Source organism: Candidatus Thiodiazotropha sp. AKAK3, from assembly GCF_058244645.1.
The window spans coordinates 16527-37271 of the sequence record NZ_JBSYOQ010000048.1; the positions used below are offsets into that span (position 1 = coordinate 16527).

14 protein-coding genes are annotated in these 20745 nt (G+C 45.6%); 9 read left to right on the forward strand and 5 right to left on the reverse strand.

Going from position 1 to position 20745, the window contains the following annotated elements; translation table 11 throughout:
• The first annotated feature begins 269 nt into the window (after positions 1 to 269).
• Positions 270 to 2933 carry a cytochrome c3 family protein gene (locus AC4IE7_RS09405; RefSeq protein ID WP_490776574.1) on the forward strand — a complete coding sequence of 888 codons (2664 nt, stop codon included), beginning with the start codon at positions 270 to 272 and terminating at the stop codon, positions 2931 to 2933.
• Positions 2934 to 3521: 588 nt separating this feature from the next.
• Complete coding sequence (locus AC4IE7_RS09410; RefSeq protein WP_490776575.1) at positions 3522 to 7250, forward strand: tetratricopeptide repeat protein; 3729 nt, start codon at positions 3522 to 3524, stop codon at positions 7248 to 7250.
• Between the two features lie 286 nt (positions 7251 to 7536).
• On the opposite strand, the gene AC4IE7_RS09415 is transcribed toward AC4IE7_RS09410, so the two are convergent.
• Positions 7537 to 8589, reverse strand: coding sequence for a hypothetical protein (locus tag AC4IE7_RS09415; protein WP_490776576.1), 1053 nt, complete (start codon positions 8587 to 8589; stop codon positions 7537 to 7539).
• Positions 8590 to 8912: 323 nt separating this feature from the next.
• On the opposite strand from AC4IE7_RS09415, the gene hisS reads away from it, so the two are divergent.
• The 6 genes from hisS (at position 8913) to putP (ending at position 16263) form a co-directional block, all read left to right on the forward strand.
• A complete protein-coding gene (hisS, locus tag AC4IE7_RS09420; protein ID WP_490776577.1) occupies positions 8913 to 10190 on the forward strand; it encodes a histidine--tRNA ligase in 1278 nt (425 codons plus the stop codon).
• A gap of 49 nt (positions 10191 to 10239) precedes the next feature.
• On the forward strand, positions 10240 to 10866 hold the full coding sequence (locus AC4IE7_RS09425) for a YfgM family protein (protein WP_490776578.1): 627 nt from the start codon (positions 10240 to 10242) through the stop codon (positions 10864 to 10866).
• On the forward strand, positions 10841 to 12031 hold the full coding sequence (gene bamB / locus AC4IE7_RS09430) for an outer membrane protein assembly factor BamB (RefSeq protein WP_490776579.1): 1191 nt from the start codon (positions 10841 to 10843) through the stop codon (positions 12029 to 12031). Before AC4IE7_RS09425 ends, bamB begins: the two co-directional genes overlap by 26 nt.
• A complete protein-coding gene (der, locus tag AC4IE7_RS09435; protein ID WP_490776580.1) occupies positions 12031 to 13422 on the forward strand; it encodes a ribosome biogenesis GTPase Der in 1392 nt (463 codons plus the stop codon). The genes bamB and der overlap by 1 nt, the downstream gene beginning before the upstream one ends.
• A gap of 11 nt (positions 13423 to 13433) precedes the next feature.
• A complete protein-coding gene (locus tag AC4IE7_RS09440; protein ID WP_490776581.1) occupies positions 13434 to 14714 on the forward strand; it encodes an SPL family radical SAM protein in 1281 nt (426 codons plus the stop codon).
• A gap of 106 nt (positions 14715 to 14820) precedes the next feature.
• Complete coding sequence (putP, locus tag AC4IE7_RS09445) at positions 14821 to 16263, forward strand: sodium/proline symporter PutP (protein ID WP_490776582.1); 1443 nt, start codon at positions 14821 to 14823, stop codon at positions 16261 to 16263.
• 66 nt (positions 16264 to 16329) lie between these two features.
• Here the strand turns inward: putP and AC4IE7_RS09450 are convergent, their stop codons facing one another.
• The 4 genes from AC4IE7_RS09450 to AC4IE7_RS09465 are packed head-to-tail and all read right to left on the reverse strand — an operon-like array spanning position 16330 to position 19691.
• Positions 16330 to 17247: an alpha/beta hydrolase gene (locus AC4IE7_RS09450; RefSeq protein ID WP_490776583.1), complete on the reverse strand. Its 918-nt coding sequence runs from the start codon at positions 17245 to 17247 to the stop codon at positions 16330 to 16332.
• Positions 17244 to 17675: a hypothetical protein gene (locus AC4IE7_RS09455; protein ID WP_490776584.1), complete on the reverse strand. Its 432-nt coding sequence runs from the start codon at positions 17673 to 17675 to the stop codon at positions 17244 to 17246. Before AC4IE7_RS09455 ends, AC4IE7_RS09450 begins: the two co-directional genes overlap by 4 nt.
• Positions 17663 to 18961, reverse strand: coding sequence for an ABC1 kinase family protein (locus AC4IE7_RS09460; protein ID WP_490776585.1), 1299 nt, complete (start codon positions 18959 to 18961; stop codon positions 17663 to 17665). The genes AC4IE7_RS09455 and AC4IE7_RS09460 overlap by 13 nt, the downstream gene beginning before the upstream one ends.
• Entirely contained in the window at positions 18954 to 19691 is a 738-nt protein-coding gene (locus AC4IE7_RS09465; protein WP_490776586.1) for a TetR/AcrR family transcriptional regulator, read from the reverse strand. The genes AC4IE7_RS09460 and AC4IE7_RS09465 overlap by 8 nt, the downstream gene beginning before the upstream one ends.
• Before the next feature lie 273 nt (positions 19692 to 19964).
• Here AC4IE7_RS09465 and AC4IE7_RS09470 point away from each other — a divergent pair, with 273 nt between their 5' ends.
• Positions 19965 to 20609, forward strand: coding sequence for a TetR/AcrR family transcriptional regulator (locus tag AC4IE7_RS09470; RefSeq protein ID WP_490776587.1), 645 nt, complete (start codon positions 19965 to 19967; stop codon positions 20607 to 20609).
• Positions 20610 to 20745: the final 136 nt, after the last annotated feature.

Genomic DNA, 20745 nt, shown 5'->3' on the forward strand with positions numbered 1-20745 from the left:
ACTGGTCACTGAATCGTGAGAATCCCGCTCTAAAAAAATTGTGACCAAATTCCCAAAATCAACATTCACTAGATACTAATACACTAATGGGGTGACCGGCTCACAGATTTTTACTGCGGCTTTAATTAGCATTTTCCTTAACGTTGTTGGGGTTGACCTTTCCCTTCAATTGAGTGCTAAGCAATCATAAAAAAGGCGATATAGTGCTTGGCGCCACAGGACAACAGCTGTTGCCTTGTTTAATACCTAAAGACGATAGGATGTGGAATATGAGCAGATTATCTTACTGGTTTTTGTCTATTGTGATTTTCTTTTTTCTCTTTAATGGGTCAGCAGTTGGTGGTGACTTTAAGATTGAGAGGGCGCTATGGAAGGCGGAAAGATCTGTTCTCATCGTTGAAGCCAGAGCCGAGAAGGGACAAAGGCTCCTTATAGATAATGCTTATGACCCTACCCAGGTGCTTGCAGACAGTAAATTGCGAAAAGAGACCCTGAAAGCCAGGTTACGGTCGCCAGCACAGCTTCCTTGTCGGATTCGGGTGGTCAATAAAGATACCGCTCAAACACTGGAACAGAATGTAATCAGTAGTGAGACTGGAAATATCCCGCAAGGCTGTTCACCAACAAGCTCATCCGAACCACCTCCTATACCTGAAAATCAAGCGCCTGTTGCAGATGCAGGTATCGATCAGCTTCATCAGTTAGCAGTAGGACAAACAAGCCTTACTGTGACTCTGGATGCCAGTGGCTCATCCGATCCTGACGGTTCGATTGTCAATTACATTTGGGAAGGTACACCTAAGCCAGCTGGCAATGCTATCTCAAGCATTAGCCTGGGTGAAGGTACTCACATGTACAGCTTGGTTGTTGTAGATGATCAAGGTAAATTGAGTCAGTCAGACAGTGTAAGGATTACTGTCGAAGCGGCGCCAGTCGAACCACCTCCTCCAGCTGTAAATGAGGCACCTGTAGCAGATGCAGGCATAGATCAGGTTTATACCCTGGAAGCTGGGCAAACAAGCCTGCAGGTGATTTTGGATGGTAGCGGCTCTACAGACGCTGACGGCTCTGTCTTCGACTACATTTGGTCTGGTTCACCTGATCCTGCTGATGAGGTTTCTCCCACTGTGAGCCTTATTGAGGGCACATACGAGTATTCACTGGTGGTGGTTGATGCCGAAGGCGAATCAAGTATCGCCGATAGTGTGCTGATTACTGTTGCTTCAACACTATCAGGACCTTTCACTACAGCGGAAGAGGCGCATGCCAGCATCACATCCTATGAAGGCCCTGCAACCTGCATCAGTTGTCATGAAGATGAAGCGGTTGCAATGCATGGTTCAGTGCACTATCAGCAGTCGGGAGATGCCATAAATCTTATCAATGACGTCACACCGTTCAGCAGTAATGGCTTGCCCCGTGCCGGTGAACGTGGTGATGGTGCCATTGGTATCAATACCTACTGCGGTTCTCATGAAAACTCCCCACGTTTTACCTGTGCGGGTTGTCATGTGGGTAATGGAAGATTCCCCAATTCGGAACTGCCTCTGGCTGAGGCTGAGAGATCGGCGGAACTGAGTAATATAGACTGCCTGATGTGCCATCAGGATAGCTATAAAAGATTCCCAACGGGTGACTTCGAGCCACTTGAAATCGTCTCGATTGGCGCGGATGGAAAACCTGATCCAAGCCTGGATCCAATTGTTAGAACCGGCTCGCAGGGTATACCTGTAGTAGATCAAAATAGCCTTGATTTCCTTTTTGAGCCGGCAGATGCCAACAGTACTCTGGTTGGTCTTGGAGGCACGCCTTTGATGCAAGACAGAGTAAGTGCAGCACAATCTGTACATGCGACTACCAGGAAGGCATGCCTCAACTGCCACGCCAAGGCTGGTGGTGGTGATGGTACCAAGCGAGGTGACATGTCATCAGCTTTAATTGATCCTGATCCACAAATCGACATCCACATGAGTGCTGGTGGTGAGAATCTTACCTGCTCTGATTGTCATGATGCGGGTGGACATCGGTTGCAAGGGCGTGGGCTCGATCTCAGGCCTAATGATGTAGCGGATCATTTTACCTGTGAGAGCTGCCACGATCAGCCTCATGGTGATTACAGTAACCGCGTCGGAAGCAGTCGTGATAAACATGCCACACGGGTTGCATGCCAAACCTGCCACATTCCAACCTATGCCAAGGGTATGCCAACAGAGACCAATCGTGATTGGGAAGATCCTCACTTCTCTGCTGCGGCATGTAATGGTCGAGGTGGTTGGTTGCCAAGAGAGGACAAGGCGTCAGATCTCACTCCGACATATCAATGGTTTGATGGTACCAGCCAAGTCTATGTACTCGGAGAAAACCTGGCTGATTACCCATCAACTACTCTGGACGACGGTAGTGAGGCGATTACACTGGGTCTGCCCAATGGTTGGGTGGATATGCAAAATGCGAAGATCTATCCTATGAAGGAGCATACTTCCAAATCTGCAGTGCATGATGCAACAAACAGCTTGATCGCACATTCGACCTTTGAATTTTTCCGCACAGGCAGTTTCGACGCGGCGGTACAGAGTGCACTCGAACAGACCGGAAGGGTTGGAGATAGCTATACCGTTAAGCAGGTTCACACTTTTCAAACCCTTAACCATGGAGTGGAAGACTCATCTGCAGCGCTTGAGTGTGGATCATGTCATGAAAGTCTCAGCGGTGGTCCGTTACGAATGGATCTGGCGAATGATCTGGGCTATGGCCTGAAAGGGAGTGAGTCTGAGGTCTGCACTCAGTGTCACGAAAACAAGGGTGGTATGAGTTTCTCCAAAGTGCACGAAAAGCATGTCAAGGATAAGGGTGTGGATTGTTCAACATGTCATGACTTCACAAGACCCGAACGTGGTTTGAATGCGAATATATCTCACTTTATTGATGATTAAGAGGGAATGTACATAGAGCAAGGAAGCGGAATTTGTTAAATCATAAAACCCATCCAGTTTTCTGGATGGGTTTATTTTTTTCTCCGAGTATATTAAATTTATAAAATATCCAATAATAAATTGTTTTAGAGTTACTATTGTTACTGATTCGTCTATATTTACGGATGTTCCGCGTTTTATTGTCTGATTTAGTGAGAGCGATGGCTGATAATTAGCTGTGCCAAAATTATTTTATTTATGTTATAAGTATTTGTTATAAAAGAGAGTGAGTTAATTTCGTTTGTTGTTTGATAGAAGTCCATTTATCAACACTAAATGCAAGTTTTACATGCCACATTTATATGGAATGTATCATTGCAGTAATGATCCGGATCAAAAAATTAGGAATTTATTTTAGAGTTAGAATTGTCTATCTCACGCATTTTTAAAAAATAGTACTGCCAAGGAAGTAAATGTATCTTGCAGCTGTTATTCTATTACTCTGTATATCATTGGTATATATAGGATGGAAATTAATAATTCATTAATTTAATTCTGTTAGTTATACCGATAAGGATGACTTGGAAAGAGTTACCAAGGAACAAATAAATGATTAAAGTAAAGAGATCAAATCGCCTTGCTATACTGTTATCATTGCTTTTGTGTTTGCTGGTTATATTGATAGTTACTGATTCCAGTAGAGAGCAGATATATTCTCCGTTAGTAACAAATCAAGTTACAAAAAAGATAATTAAATCTGACTCAACACCTAATGATCACAATAAGGTTATATCAGAAAAACAGATAAATTCAGAAAATGTAGTAGTTCAGAAAGAGTATGACTATAGATCGTCCGTTCTCAAAAAGCTTCTAGAATTTGATGATGTTGCCAAGCTTGATGAAGAGTTTTTTAAATCAGAATTACTGACCTCTAGAAAAGGTCTAAGTGATAAACTATCTGAGTGGGAAGTTGAAGAGAGCAAGAATCATCTCTCTCAACTGGGCGGAAGTCAATATGATGTTATTGTGTTGCCGTTACAGCAAAAATTACCGTATTACGATAGAGTGGGTCGAGTTATGTCGGCTCGGTGGGTTGCAAATGAGATAGAAATGCGGGCGGGGATGAGGGTTATGTCCCCTGAGTTGGCGCTGCGAGCTCTTGGAGAGAGAAGAAGAAGGTTTGATATTGATGCAGTTAATGGTCTGGCACAAAAAATAGATGCTAGTGTCATCTATCTCTATCTTGATAATTCAAGTAGTAGTATGGGTAAAAAAGAGATTGACTTACTCGTTGTTAAGTCGAATAAACAGGGAAAAATAACTAATAAGTTCATTCTTGATTTGCAACAGACATCACTGGAGAATCCTTTAGAAAATGTGGTCAAAAATAGATCGCAAAAGATTGTATCAGAGCTATTTGTAAAAGATTTGAATAAGGTTGTTAACAATAAACCGAATCATCAGTTTGTAGATAATAAACAGTTATTATCTAAATCACTCCCTGAAAGCCTAGATGAATTAGTAGAGAAATTAATATCGCCAATGGATCATGCTGCTTATATGCAGTTGTTTGCGTTGATGACACCCTCAGTATTAAGGTACGAGAGAGATCGGTTATTTGAAAGATCTCTAATGGCGCTTTCAGAAGTAGATCCATCATCAGAGGGATACAACCTACTTAAATCAAGAGCATTATTTCACTTGACTCGTAAACCTGTAGCGTTGGGTGGTCTTAGTGATGCCGTTAAACCTGAAGAAATGGCTCTTAAGGCCTATCTTGATGGTAATTATCTGGACTTGAAGCAGTATACGCAAGATATAGATTCACCATTGCTTCAGTTAATGAGTTATTTTGAGTTAAAAGAAATTCAATATGCCTATTCAATCGAAGAAGATCAAGATGTAGTAGTCAAAAATAGCCCTAAGCCTTGGAGTGGTCTAATTTCAGGTGTGGCGAGAGACAATGATGTTTGGTATGCGCCGGATAACACCCTGTTTCTCTCTGATTTGAAAGGGCTCTATCGGAAATTCGATATCTATTATGAGCGACAGTTGAACGCTCAGGTCATGAGTGGTGAATTAAATATTGACCAAATAAGTAACGATGTTGTTGGTAAGATTCTCCATAAACGACTTGAGAATACAGTAAAAGATGAATGTTGTTTGAACTATAATGAAAAGCTACAAAATAGTGATCTTTGGAATTTTTACAGAAATCATTTGCTGGCAAATATATTGCGAAGGTTGAATAGATCTGTAAATGTACACGGTAATTTTGATACTGCACATGATTATGCTCTTAATCTTGAATCAAAATTAGAAGGACATCCAACTTATACGAGACTCTATGCTGAAGCTTCTGCTGGTTTGGCATCCAAAAAGTCTGAGAATGAAAAAAGTTTCTACTATAAAAAGGCACTTGAGCTTAGTGATAAGGTTTTGACTTACTCTGGGGCAAATGATTTGGACCTGTTATATTCAGAGTTGGTCCGAAATAATGTTTTGAAATCCTCTAGAGATTTAATTAAAAATAACCCGCCACGTTTTTATAGTATGAGGAAAAGAGATATTCCTAGGAGTTATGTGGTTGTTGCATCAAGAGTGCTATCTGAAGATTCTCAAGAAGCGCTCCCTTACGATAATAAAAATTTTAATATACTTAAATTCACTGCTAATAGTCAAAAATGGAGTGACGAAAAGCTCATCAAGTATCTTGAGAGTCGATATATAGGGCATCCGGAAAGAGAAGTCTATCTTGCAAACAGAATGATTGCTGATAATCAGGATGAAAAAGCAATAGATATACTACAAAAAGCCATTAAAAACGATCGATCTAATTGGAAAGCTTACATTCAACTTGGGGACCTCTTGATTGGTCAAAGTAAATATACCGAAGCGGATGAGATGTATTCTACTTATGAAGGATTTTCCGGTAAGATTGATGCTAATAGAGTTCACCTGGCTAATAGGGCTTATCATGCGGGTAATGAATTTTATTGGCATGGGAGGCATGAAGAGACAAAAAAATATTATAAATTGGCTGGGAATCTTAATACTGGGTCTGCAAGTGGATATGCATCACTGCAGCGTATTGCGATGATGGATCAGGATTACGATAGTGCAATGGAGTATGCCTTAAGAAGAGGTAAAAGATATAACGATAAATACGGCTACCGTGATTATTTGGTGATGATGCATCTCTTAGGCGCTCACTCTGAAGCTTACTCAGGTTTTTCAAATCTTGTTGAAAGATATAAATCCCCTCAATTATGGACTTCTTTATTTGTCGGTCAGCGGATACAGGCAAAAGAGAAAGTTAACAATGAGCAGTTTGTAAATAAATATTTTACAAGTTCAACAACAGATATACTCAAGACTCAAGCTGCTCGTTTTGTTTTTTTAAATAAATCTATTGATCGAGTTCCATTAAAAAAAGATCTGTCTAATTTTCCCGCAGTAGACAATATACCAGATATACCTTATATGCCTCTCGCGTATATAGATAATATGTTAAAAAAGATAGCTGTTGAGTCAGGTGTTGCTAGCTATGGTGATTGTAAAAATAATACGAATAATTGCATAGAGTACAAAAATACTGAATTTAAAAAGAGTGTTTCGCAACACACATATAATAAATATGAAAACTACCTTGATTCATATATTAAATTCAGATCGGGCTTGTATAAGGAGGCATTTGTTAGCTATTTAGAAAATGATTTACAAGACTTAGTGTTAAAGGATGAGGTTAGCTACGATAGTAATGGTGCATTAAAGAAACGACTATCTGCAAATTCTACACTGCCGTATATTGCGATGTCAGCGTTAAAAAATAATTACGCAAAGTTTCTGCAAAAATTAGATAAGACAATTGCTGAGTATGAAATTAGCGATGATAGCAAGTTCGATATTTTACTCACTCAATCAATTATATTCGCTCAATCAGGAGATATAGATAAAAGTCTTGAGTTGTTGATGAGTGCCTTTAGTAGAAGGCCACATACAAAATGGAGGCCGCTATTTAGTTGGTATCAAATAACTGAGATCTCTGAATCGTTATACCACTATACCAATGATAAGCGTTTTCTTGACTTGGCTCTTAACTGGGCAAAACGTTACCAGGTTATACAACCTCAATTTTCATGGGCTTATGCATTTGAAGCACTATATAGCGAAAATCAGCAGGATAGAATTCGTGCTTCTGGATTTGCTCTATATTTGGATCGTGACTCATATTGGCTGTCAATGGTGCCAGACGAAATAAAAAAGCTAGGTAAAGAATGGTGGAAAAAGAATAACCCGTTTGTCATAAATGAACAAAAAGATAACGTAACAATCTAGTGATGTTTATAGGGAAGCTATGAATAATCCTGTGCCGTGATTTTGCGGGCAAATGACAATAAAATTTACAATTCACAATTGGTTTGGCATTGGTATGTGTATGGGGTATAAAATATTAATACATTATTAAATTCTAGGAATTATAAATACAAGTATTAGGCCCCAATGATTCCTTTAAAGTGTATGGTGTTGGTTTCTAAAGTTCCTTTTCTGCAACGTAACCCATGTGAAAGAAGTTATCATCCCGGTACAAGAGTATGCACTATTAAGGATCTGGACTTTAGTATCAGGCCATGGTTGGTCGTTCGGCCTTTTTAGGAACTGGTGGTAGAGACAATCCCACCCCAAGTTGACGGGGGTCCATGTTTCTGTCTACTTTTCCTTTGTGCTGGAGGCCGATGAAAACAGCTTGTGCTCTGGACCATATTCCCAGTTTAAGTTTGAAATCTTTCCACATCTCAGCAGGACTGATCTTGAAGATATCATCATAGGTATGGTCTGTAGCTGTCGCAAGTGTTCCGTTAGGCCAGATAGCTGCATAGAGTACTGCATTAACAAAGTGGGAACAGATAACCGTTTGCTGTAAGACATTACTCATGCCTCCGCCTCGATATGAGTCATCCAAACGTTTGAGTAGGAATTGATTGGCGACCAGAAGACGTGCCCCTGGATGTGGCTTAAAACTTAAAGTGGCCAGATCCCAAACCGGATATTTCGGCCTGCCTATATAGGCCAGTCCGCAACGGGCAGACTTTGCAACGGCATTAATCATATGACCAAACAGTCTGCTACGTACGACCAGGTCGAAGTTAACTCGTTCTGATACGGGATTCTTCTTTAATCCAGTTTCACCAATTTCGATAACTTCACCGTCAGAGTAAATGCCAACATGTTGTATGACCAGTACTGAAACACCCAGATTAATGCTGTCTCCATAAGCCTTGTACTGTGTCTGATCTTGACGATCCTGACCTGCAGCGATAATACCCTGCAGAGGTTTACGTTGATCAATTCCTCGAGGGACCCAACGAAAAAGAATATCGCCATTTACCAGATTGAGATGCTCCGCACTACTCGAAGTAAGCTCAACCATTACCTCATGAGCTAAATTAGGACCCAGGCGGGCAGCGAACTCTTTTGGCTGTTTTTGTGACCACTTTGTGATGGAATCTTTCAGGTCGGTCAGAATGTGATTATGCAGATAACCATTCACTGCCGCATTATTGTGATAGAGGCGAAGTTTCTTGATGACATCCTTTAATTCAGGACTTTTAACATGCCCGATTCCCCTCTGGGCTTCCCTTTCAAATTGTTCCGCACGCCTAATGTGACTTGGCATATCAGCATCTCCTGTGCTTGAAACACCATTTACTCTCCCTCTACTACCTATCAGTTAAGTATAGGCAATCTTAATTATCAATACATTTCTTTGTGCGTCCCGGGGTTTTAGCTACAATCTTCCAGCGAATATGCATGACATACGTCATTATTAACCCGGCACCTTCTCTGCGCGCGCAGCTGATTTTTTAATAGTCATCACTATGATCGCGAATGCAAACCATATTAACCGCATCCCAATCGCCTCAGATAAGATATCCGGGCTAGGTTAGCCCATCATAACGTGGTAATCTTGCCTGCTTTTATCCATTTTTCTTGAGTCCAATGGCAAAGCAGATCCAAGCCATCCGCGGGATGAAGGACATCCTGCCCCAACAGACCCCTGTCTGGCAGTTTTTTGAAGACCGGGTACGTTCGGTTTTGAGTCGATACGGCTATGCGGAAATCCGTATGCCGATTGTCGAGATGACCGACCTTTTCAAGCGCTCTATCGGCGAGGTTACCGATATTGTTGAGAAGGAGATGTACACCTTCGAGGATCGCAATGGGGATAGCCTTACCCTGCGTCCTGAGGGTACTGCGGGTTGTGTCCGCGCCGGGCTTGAGCATGGTCTGCTCTTCAATCAGACCCAGCGGCTCTGGTATCAGGGGCCGATGTTCCGCCATGAGCGTCCTCAGAAAGGGCGCTATCGGCAATTTCATCAGATTGGTGTCGAGAGCTTTGGCATGAGCGGGCCGGATATCGATCTTGAGCTGATTTTAATCACTGCCAGAATCTGGCGGGAACTGGGCCTGAATGATCTGGAGCTGCAGATCAACACCCTTGGAACAACCGAGGAACGGGCGAGTTATCGCGATCAGTTGGTCGACTACTTCAAACAGCATATTGACCTGCTGGATGAGGACAGTAAAAGAAGACTTGAGAGTAACCCGCTGCGGATTCTAGACAGCAAGAATCCTGAGATGGCCGAATTGATTGCTGAGGCGCCAACTCTGATGGCACATCTTGGTGACACCTCACGTGCCCACTATGAGGCGATCTGTCAGGGTCTCGATCTGGCTGGGGTGGCCTATGTGCAAAATCCCCGACTGGTGCGCGGTCTCGACTACTACAGTCGTACCGTGTTCGAATGGGTCACTGACAGCCTGGGTGCCCAGGGTACTGTCTGTGCTGGTGGTCGCTACGATGGCCTGGTGAAACAGCTGGGTGGCAGAGAGACCTCTGCGGTTGGCTTCGCCATGGGGATTGAGCGACTGATCTCTCTGCTGGAAGAGATTGATTTGACGGAACGTCTGCCGGTTCCTGACGTCTATCTGGTGACTTTGGGTGAAGAACCGGAAAGGGTCGGTCTGAAACTGGCTGAGCAGCTTAGGGATGCACTGCCTGAACTGCGTCTCATCAACCATTGTGGTGGTGGTGGATTCAAGAGCCAATTGAAGAAGGCAGATAAAAGCCAGGCCCGATTTGCACTGATCCTGGGTGAGGATGAACTTAATAATGGGGAGATCGCCCTTAAGCCTTTGCGGGGCGGTGAACAACGACAAATCAAATTGTCAGAACTCGAAGTAAAATTGGCAGAAATGCTGGTTGAGCAGGGGTGACTTCGGGTTGAAATCAAATAATCAACTGAGTTGAATGGGTTAGAGACTTATGAGCACATATCAGACCGAAGAAGAACAGGTCGAAGCCATCAAGCGCTGGTGGAAAGAGAACGGTACCTCAGTGATCGCCGGATTGGTGATCGGGTTGGGTGGCGTTTTTGGCTGGCAGACTTGGGGTAACTATCAGGATCGTGTTGGCGGTGAGGCCTCGGTAGCCTTCAGCCAGTTGGTCAGTGCGGTGCAGCGTGGTGATAACGAATCTGCCGCTAAACAGGCCGAGTTGTTGAAACAAAACTTTGATGGTAGCAGCTATGCACTGTTCGCCGGATTGTCAGAAGCCCGTCTGCTGATGGAGGCGGGTGACAGCGCTGCAGCCAAATCGAAACTGGAGTTGGTCATCAAGGAGAGTAAAGTTCCTGCACTGACCCAGATGGCACAACTCAACCTCGCCAGAATCCTGCTTGATGAAGGTGATCTTGACGCTGCTGAGCAGCAGACTGCTATCGAAACTGGCGGTTTTGCAGGTGAATTTGCGGTGCTTCGTGGAGATATTGCCCATGCGAAGGGCGATCTTGTGGCGGCTGCTGCAGCTTATACCGAGGCTATGACAAAAGATATCAGTGACCGGGCTCTGCTGCAGATGAAGCTCGATGATCTGGCCGTTGCCACACCCTGAGGCCAAGATGATTCGTCACCTGATCTGGTTACCCATGCTGCTAGTGACTGGCTGCAGTATATTCACAGGTAAAGATAATGCTGATCCGCCATCTGAACTGGTGGAGTTACAGCAAGAGCTTCGAATTGAATCCATTTGGGATGAGGATTTTGAAGGGGGTGATGGGGCGCAATTGAAATTGCCCCCTGCCCATGAATATGATCAGCTTTATCTGGCCGAGCCTTCTGGTGAAATCTATGCTATCGACATGAAAACCGGGGATACACTCTGGTCAGTGGATATAGATAGCCCATTGAGTGGCGGGCCTGGGATTGGAGAAGGTTTTCTAGCCGTTGGCACAATGGAGGCAGAGCTGATTGTGCTCAACAGTGCTGACGGTACGGAACGTTGGCGTAAGCGGGTAGGCAGTGAAGTTTTGTCTGTCCCTGCAATCGGTGGCGGCTATATTGTCTGCCGGACTGGCGATGGCGGTGTGGCTGCCTATGCAGCGGATAGCGGAGAGCGCCGTTGGCTCTATGACCGTAGTGTCCCGGTATTGTCGCTTCGTGGTGACAGTTCACCTGCAATCAGTAACTCATTGGTGGTATCCGGATTTGCAGGGGGCAAGCTGATTGGCTTGACTCTTGACGCGGGTGTGGTGGCCTGGGAGGCTTCGATTTCCACACCTAAAGGTCGTACTGAACTGGAACGTGTGGTCGATATCGATGCTGATCCCAAACTGGTGGAGGGCACGGTATATGTCACTGCCTTCCAGGGTGAAGTTGCTGCTGTATCGGAGTCCAGCGGGGTTGTGCTGTGGCGACGGAGCATCTCCTCACATGCCGGTCTTGATGCTTCCTGGCGGCAGCTATTCGTCACAGATGAAGAAGACCATGTCTGGTCACTTGATGCCACCAATGGTGCTACTTTGTGGCAGCAGAAAGCACTGCATGCCCGACGTCTGACGGCACCTGCCATGATTGATCAATATCTGGTTGTGGGTGATCTCGATGGTTATGTTCATTGGCTCTCTCAGGAAGATGGCCATCAAATGGCGCGGGTGAAAGTTGGCAGTGATGCGATACGTTATCAACCTCTGGTGATCGACGACCAGGTCTATGTCCTGGATGAGGGTGGAACCCTGACAGCTCTGAAGGCTCACCCAATCGAAGCTGAGAACCCCTGATGCTACCTGTTATTGCGCTGGTTGGACGCCCAAATGTGGGTAAATCCACCCTCTTCAATCGTTTGACCCGCAGTCGTGATGCCCTGGTTGCAGATCAACCAGGGCTGACCCGCGATCGAAAATATGGCACTGGCAAGCTTGGTAAGCACCCCTATGTGGTGGTTGATACCGGTGGCATCAGTGGTGATCAGGTGGGAATTGACGTGCTGATGGAGCAACAGGTTCGTCAGGCGATTGGTGAGGCTGATCATATTCTGTTTCTCCTCGATGGTCGGGAGGGGTGTACCGGAGGTGATGAAACCATCGCCCAGGAGTTGCGCCGTACCGGAAAGCCGGTAACTCTCGCAGTCAACAAGAGTGAAGGGTTGGATGAAGATCTGGTGGCCAGTGATTTCTATCGCTTGGGATTGGGTGATCCACAAGCCATTGCAGCTGTTCATGGCCGGGGCGTGCGTTCACTTATCGACAGCGTTCTGGAGCAGATGCCGTCGCCTGAAGAGAAGATTGCTGACGAGGAAAAAGGCATCCAGATTGCCGTGGTTGGTCGTCCCAATGTAGGAAAATCTACTTTGGTTAATCGACTGCTGGGGGAGGATCGGGTGGTGGCTTATGATCAACCCGGTACTACCAGAGACAGTATCTACATCCCCTTCACCCGTAACGACAAACACTACACCTTGATCGATACCGCAGGGGTCAGACGTCGGGCACGAATCAAAGAAGCCATAGAGAAGTTCAGCATCATTAAGACACTGCAATCGATGCAAGAGGCGAATGTAGTGCTGCTGGTGCTTGACGCACAACAGGAGATCGGTGAGCAGGATGCTACCTTGGCTGGTCATGTACTGGAGAGCGGCAGGGCGTTGATCCTGGTGATCAACAAGTGGGATGGTCTCTCCCAGGATCAGCGGGAGTGGATCAAAACTGAAATTGAACGAAAACTCCCTTTCCTCAGTTTTGCTCGCCACCACTATATCTCTGCACTGCATGGTTCTGGGGTAGGGGATCTGTTCAGACTTGTAGATAATGTCTACGCCAGTGCCATGAGTGATCTGGCTACTCCTGAATTGACTCGATTGCTCGAGGCCCTGGTGCAGGAGCACCAACCACCACTGGTTCATGGGCGCCGTATTAAATTGCGTTATGCGCATCAGGGAGGAAAGAATCCACCCCTGATCGTTATCCACGGTAATCAGACGGATAAAGTGCCCGACGGCTATAAACGCTATCTGATCTCACGCTTTCGTACTGCGCTGAAACTCAAAGGCACACCGGTTCGTCTTGAGTTCCGTTCCGGCGACAACCCTTATGAAGGGAAGAAAAACAAGCTAACCAAGCACCAGATTCAAAAACGGCAGCGTCTGAAAAAGTTTGTATCGCGCAAGCGCTGAGGCCTTCCAGTATGTCCCAGTCGTTATCCCATGACGAAAGAGTTACCGGTCTGCTTCAACAGGCAGGTGTAGATCGGCTGCAACCTGAACAGCAGCGATTCATCCAGCAACAGGCAGTCACACACCGTTTTACTCAGCAGGAGTTGAGACAACTCTGCGACATGGCCGCAGACCTGGCGATGTGGGGTGAAGGATCTCTGCAGCGCTATTGGGCGAATGACTATCCAGCTGGCATGGCACCCAAGCAACATCGAAAATGGTTACTTGATCATCTGCGGGGGCAATGGCAGCAGTTACGGGAAGCGCCGAATCACTATCCAGACATCCCTGTAGTTCCCGCCAGAGCAGAACAGAGAATCCGCCGAGTAAATACAGAAAAAGAGAGGCTGGGATTGGGGCCTTGTCCTGTCGCCTCTCCTCGCACCCGCTGCTGCAATCTGCTGACACTGGATGCTGTGGAAAACTGCGGTTTTGATTGCAGCTATTGCAGTATCCAATCCTTCTATCATGGTGATGAAGTAAAGTTTGACAGTCGTTTTCCGGAAAAACTTGCCCAGCTGGAGATCGATCCACAGCGTTTCTACCATATCGGTACAGGTCAATCCTCTGACTCCCTGATGTGGGGTAACCAGGCTGGTATTTTAGATGCGTTACTCGAGTTTGCAGATAGACATCCCAATGTCATTCTTGAGTTGAAAACCAAGTCTAAGAATATCCAATATCTGCTAAAGAGGGATCTACCGAGTAATATTCTCTGTACCTGGTCACTGAATACACCGACCCTGATCGCCCATGAGGAGCATTTGACCGCCTCACTTGATGAACGTCTGAATGCAGCGCGACGTATGGCCGACAAAGGGGTGTTAGTCGGCTTTCATCTTCATCCGATGATTCACTACGATGCCTGGCAACAGGATTATGGTGAACTCTTCCAGCGTCTTGAAGAGACTTTTACTGCGGATGAAGTGGTGTTGGTGTCGCTTGGTACTCTGACCTACATTAAGCCGGTAATAAAGCAGCTCCGCGCTCGCAAAGGTTTTCAGAGTAAGATTCTGCAAATGCCCTGGGTAGAGAGTGATGGTAAGCTCTCATATCCAAAAGAGATCAAACAGCAGATGTTCAGTTTCGCTTACCAGGCGTTGCGCTCCTGGCATGAGCGGGTTTTTTTCTATCTCTGCATGGAGAACCACGATCTCTGGCAGCCGGTGTTTGGTTTTGAATACCCGACCAATCAGGATTTTGAAGCGGCCATGAAATCTGCCTATCTGAATAAAATAGAAAAACTGAGCTAGGGCCTGTTAACACTAATCGAATTGACCCTGCTGAAGCTATTTTTCCGCCCAGCGGCGTTATCATTCGCTCATGTAGATTGACTACATCACATTAGAAGGGGAAATAATGAATCAACAGCTTCTGGTCGGCTTAAGCTTCTTTCTCTACATGGTGGTGGTTTTAGGGATTGGTGTTATCGCCTGGCGACGTACCCGCAATCTATCTGACTTTGTGCTGGGTGGCAGGCGGCTTGGCAGTTGGGTAGCAGCACTAAGCGCCAGTGCCTCAGACATGAGTGGATGGTTACTGTTGGGTTTGCCTGGATACGCCTATCTGGCCGGAGTTGAAGTGATCTGGATAGCCTTGGGTCTGATGTTGGGAACCTGGCTCAACTGGCGACTGGTTGCTGCGAGATTGAGGACGGCTTCTGAAGAGGTGGGAAATGCCCTGACCCTGCCTGAGTACCTTGCCAATAAATTTCAAGACAACAGTGGCATCATCAGAGTGGTCTCCTCTGCTTTTGTATTGCTGTTTTTTCTCTTCTATACCAGTTCTGGTCTGGTGGCTGGGGGTAAGCTTTTTGAAGCTGTGTTTGGTCTGCCCTATCTCTGGGCGGTAGCTACAGGTGCATTGGTGATCATTCTATACACTGCATTTGGTGGATTTCTTGCGGTCTCATGGACCGACCTCTTTCAAGGTCTTTTGATGTTGATTGCCCTGGTTGCGATACCTCTGTTTGCTTTGGGGGATATAGGCACTGTTAGCCAAATAGCTGCAATGATAGGTGAACAGAATAGTGAACTACTCAACCCCTTCACCGACAGCAAAGGTGAACCCCTGGGTTTGATTGCCATTGTTTCATTGATGGCCTGGGGACTGGGTTACTTTGGCCAACCGCACATCCTTGCCAGGTTCAAGGCCATTCAAGAGGTCGGGTTTGTGCCCAAGGCCAGACGCATTGCTGTAAGCTGGGTGTTTGTCGCGCTTATAGCCTCCTGCCTGACAGGCATGATCGGTATCACTTTTTTTGAAGCTCCACTGGATGATGCGGAAAAAGTATTTATCCGTCTGGTGGAAGTGATGTTTCATCCGCTGGTGGCTGGCATCTGTCTTGCTGCAATACTGGCAGCCATCATGAGTACCGCAGATTCCCAACTTCTGGTCTCGTCGAGCACCTTTACCCAAGACCTGTATCGACTGGTTCGTAGAGAGGCCTCAGAATCAGAGTTGGTGATCGTTGGTCGTCTGGCTGTAGTCACCATAGCTGGGATTGCATTTTTACTGGCCATGGACCGTGATAACAAAGTACTTGATCTGGTCTCCTACGCATGGGCCGGTTTCGGTGCGGCTTTCGGGCCTGCGGTAGTGCTCTCTCTCTATTGGCGTGGTATGAACCGCTGGGGTGCATTGGGCGGTATTCTTACCGGTGGCTTTACCGTTATTGTGTGGAAGCAGTTAGAAGGTGGTTTGTTCGATCTCTATGAGATTGTTCCCGGTTTTCTGTTGTCACTGGTAATGATTGTCATCATCAGCAGTCTGACTGCTGATAAACAGTCGAACCCAGGATAACTTAAAAACCGGAAGGTACTCGCCGACTTGATCAGTTAAACCGTTGGGTGGAATAGACCCCAGCTCTCATGACTGCTTTTGAATAAAATCCAAACAGGTTTGCAGAACCGCTTTATCTCTTAGTATCTTCTTATGTCCCAGGCCTGATGTGGTGACAAGCTGAGCATCTGCACTCACTGCTATTAAATTTTCAGCATGTTGATAGGGCACTTCCTGATCCTGTTGGTCATGCAACATGAGTATCTCTGTCTTGATACGCTGAATAGTATTGATAGGAGAGAGTTGGTGCCACTCCCAGGGTTTATCGAATCGATTCAGGTATTGGCGGTGCGCCTCATCTCGCATCGCAGCTGTAACTTTCTCGTTCATAGCAAATGCTTCTCCGAATTGATTGGTTATCCAGTAGATATCTTCAAAGCAACTAAATAGTATGAGTTTTTCTACTTTGATTTCGAATCTGTCGATGGCCAACAACGCAGTGCCGCAACCGAATGAATGACCAATCAGCACTTTGATAGAGTCAAGTGATCCAGCAACCGCAACCAGCGCACTGGTTACGTCAAGTGCGTTAGTTCTCTTGCCTGAAGATTCTCCATGTGCAGGTGCGTCGAAGGCCACTACCTGATAGCCCGCGCTTACAAGTAGTTCGATGAGTGCATAGAAATGGGTGCTACGTCCTCCCCAGCCATGACTTAGAAGTACTGCCGGACCCTCACCCCAGGTGTAGATGGCAATACGGTTTCCATCGATGGTTTTGTAATGCTGCTTGCCCTTCTCCTTTATTGCCATCTCTCTACGGGGAGAAGGAAATCTAGGTGGGGTCATGAATAGCGGTAGTGCGAGTTTGCCGGCGAGGGTAGGTGCAATGCTACCCAAGGCGCTGAAAAAAAATCGGGTTACAGCAAAAAACAGGCGTACTTTGAGTGGGAATTTATGACTACTAAAGGGGTTACCGGTGGGCTGTTTTTGTTGATTACTTTTCATTGTGGCGCCTGGATCATCTGTCTATAACCCATGAGATGAACAATACCGATTACTGAACTGATTATCGAAGTCACGACCAGGAAGGTATCAACTAAATCAGGAGAAAAAAACAGTAGTGGTAATATGCCAAGACCTCTTACAAGGTAGATCAAAGTTATGACTACCAAGGCAGGCTTAACCCAAGGAAGGTCTCTAACTAGGCCTGCTCCTGAAAAGGCATAGATTGCCCAAGTAAAAAAGATAATTGTAATAGCCATTGTGATTGCTGCTGGTAAGAGTGAGCCCTGTTCTGAAAGTAGAGCCAACTCCTCTCCTGCACCAAAGAATCGATACCAATCAGCACCACCGATAATAATTGTAATATGCAGGAGTGCAGCAAGCAGACTGAAAATTCCAGCAAAGATAAGCGATTTATTTAAATTAGCCATTTATGCTCCATGTTGACCTGGGCCTCCATACGTTCAAAGATCTGATAGAGGCCAAATAATGTACGATCAAAGTAGATAAACTCATTGGCAATATCATCAACTTTACTGACCCGGCTCAGTTGTTTGAAAATATTCATACCCTCTTTCGTGTAAGGTGAAGATCGTGAACCAAAGTCAAATCTCCCAGCTCTGAATGGTTCGCTTAACCAGGCTCCAAATGGTTCCAGGGTTTCACTGTAGAAAGTCTCTAATTCAGAGGCTCTCAAATCACTCACTTCCAGTCCTAGCTTCTGGTAGGTATGAAGGATTACTTCTGCATCATTCTGCATATAGGCATTGATCAGGATTGGTATCAGTGCGACAAAGTTTTTTGAGAAATGTCTTACACAGCCGAAGTCGATCAAGCCCAACGAACCGTCACCAGCAAACAGATAGTTACCTGGGTTCGGGTCTGCATGCAGAGCATTAAGCCCATAAAATGAGTTAACGAAGAGATCGTATAGGCGTTGTGCGAAATGGTTACGTTGATCTTGATCAGGGGTGTTAGAGAGCCACTGATCAAGGTGTTCACCAGGTAACAGGGTTGTTGTTAATATTCGCTTTGTTGAAAAGTCTGAGTGAACGGCAGGAATAACAATATCCTCGAGTTGTAACCTTTCACGAAACCAGTTTGTATTGTCTGCCTCCTGTCTATAATCGATCTCTTCATGTAAACGATGGCCTATCTCATCCAAAGAGGAGAGTAGAAGTTTTGCATGTGGGGTACGTTTAATCAGCATCCTCATTATTTGTAGATCGTTATTAATGGTGATGTCGATGCCTGGGTATTGAAGCTTTACGGCAAGCACGTGGTGGTTATCGGCTGTTGCCTTATGCACCTGACCGAGACTGGCGGCAGCAAAAGCCTGCTGCTCAAAAGTAGAAAAGATGTTCTCTGCTGGTGTGCCAAATTCCTGTAGGAAAATTTTCCGTATCAGGGGGCGACCCAAAGGGGTCACTTGATGATATGACTTCTCAAGTTGCTTGCGTATCGATTCAGGTAATAGATGGCTATCCATGCTCAACATTTGGGCCAGCTTTAGGGCGGTACCTTTGAGTTGTGAGAGGGCGTTAAACAGTATCTGAGCCGTCTTCTCATCTAAACTCTCTTTCTCTATGCTACGTGCCTCAGAATTGAGGAACGGGCGTCGGGCAATATGCGTTAGGTGATGTCCTCCCGTCTTCAGTATCGCGCCACCTGCCATGCGGGTGCGCCTGAACTTCCCTGTTGGCACCGACTTAGTCATCGTGGTTGGCCATGAATTGTCGTTTGGCTTTTATCCAGGGGCGAGTGTAGTCTCCAAAGGCATCCAAGGTTCGACTGAGGTGCGTGCGAAACAGGAATGAGACCAGATCCAGGGCTTTTCCAACCATTCCGGTTTGTAGAACAAGCGCAAATATCTCAACACTTTGGTCCACTAAGCGGGTGGTATTGGCGAACCCCTCAGTATCATCACGTAACCAGTAAGCGAGGATGCCGGTTGTATAATCCCAATAGAGTGGTGCCATGAGTTCCTGGTAAGGCTGTTCAGGGATCTCTCCTGCCTCGACGGAATTGCTTATTATCTCATCCACCATACGATTGAAACGACGGCGTGTTTCCGCCAGGTTTACCAGGCTGGCTGCAGGAGAGTAGAAGGTCAATTCAAATACTTCTGCGAGGAATTCCCGGTCAGGTTTCCACAGTGCCAGTTCTGTCTCGATCAGCTGCTGCAGCTGTTCCTGCAGTGTGTACTCATTGAAAGTCTCAATCTGTCGCAGTTCCTGAGCCACCTCATCCTGACGATTCTCGCAGTAGCCATACAAAAGCTTTTCTTTGCTTGGAAAGTAGTTGTAAATCGTTGCGTCGGCAACTTCCGCCCTGCGTGCAATTTCCCGCATTGATGCCGACTTAAATCCCTTTTCAGTTATCACTTCTGATGCAGCCATAAGGATTCTTTTACGTGTGCTTCTCTTCTCCTGCTCACTAATTCTCATAGCCGTTTCCTGAAAATGAAAATACAATACAATAATTAGATAATATAGCGCATTATAGTATAGTAAATATATTTATCAAATGGTGACAAATTGATATTTACTGCTATTCTCAATACTTGAATAAAAATCTTCATTCAGTCGTTCATCGTGTGCGACAGATCACTGTGTGAAGATAAAAAATGGTGTGATATTGCCATTGCCCTTGTTTGATAGGGAAGGTCGAAGTTCTAAAAATCTGTAAAACACATTGATAGTGTTAAATTAGGAGATAACATGGGAAGACGGGGAGAACACAGCAAGTCTGAAATCGAAGATATGGCACTGGTGGCGGCTGAGGAGTTGATTGAAACTCAGGGCTATGAAGGGCTTTCAGCCCGCAAGGTAGCTTCAGCCATTGGATATACAGTCGGTAGCCTCTATTTCGTTTTTAAAAATCTCGATGAGTTGGTGCAACGGGTAAATGGGAGAACCCTGGATCAGCTCTACATGAAACTCAGTGAGTCATTGACCGAATGCCGGCACCCTCAGGATTGTTTGTACACCCTGGGGTTGACCTATCTCGACTATGCCTCAAAACATGCCCATCGCTGGCGTATGGTTTTTGAACACCAGCCGCAAACTGAAGGTTTGCTGATGGAGATCCATGAAGACAAAGTGGATCGCGTCTACGAGCTGGTTGAGCGACAGATCGCCGCATTGACCATGAATAATCTGCCTCAAGGAGAGATAGCACTGGCTGCCCGAGCTATCTGGAGTGGTATTCACGGCATTGCCATATTGCGTACTACATATCAGCTGCAGTCAGATGTTCAAGATTCAGTAGCACCTCTGATCAAACACTTGATTGAGCGCTATCTGGCTGGTCTCGATGTAATGCAGACAATGGATAGCGTGGCTCAACATAAGGAAGTTGTCTGATCTGGATCACCTAGAACTGATCAATCTTAATTTGTTGATAAAACGTCGTAAAACACACCTTTGGGAGACTGAAGGTGTGTTTTCTGCTGCCTGTAAAAACAAAACCCAGGAAAGAGCTTGGTATATTTACCTGGTT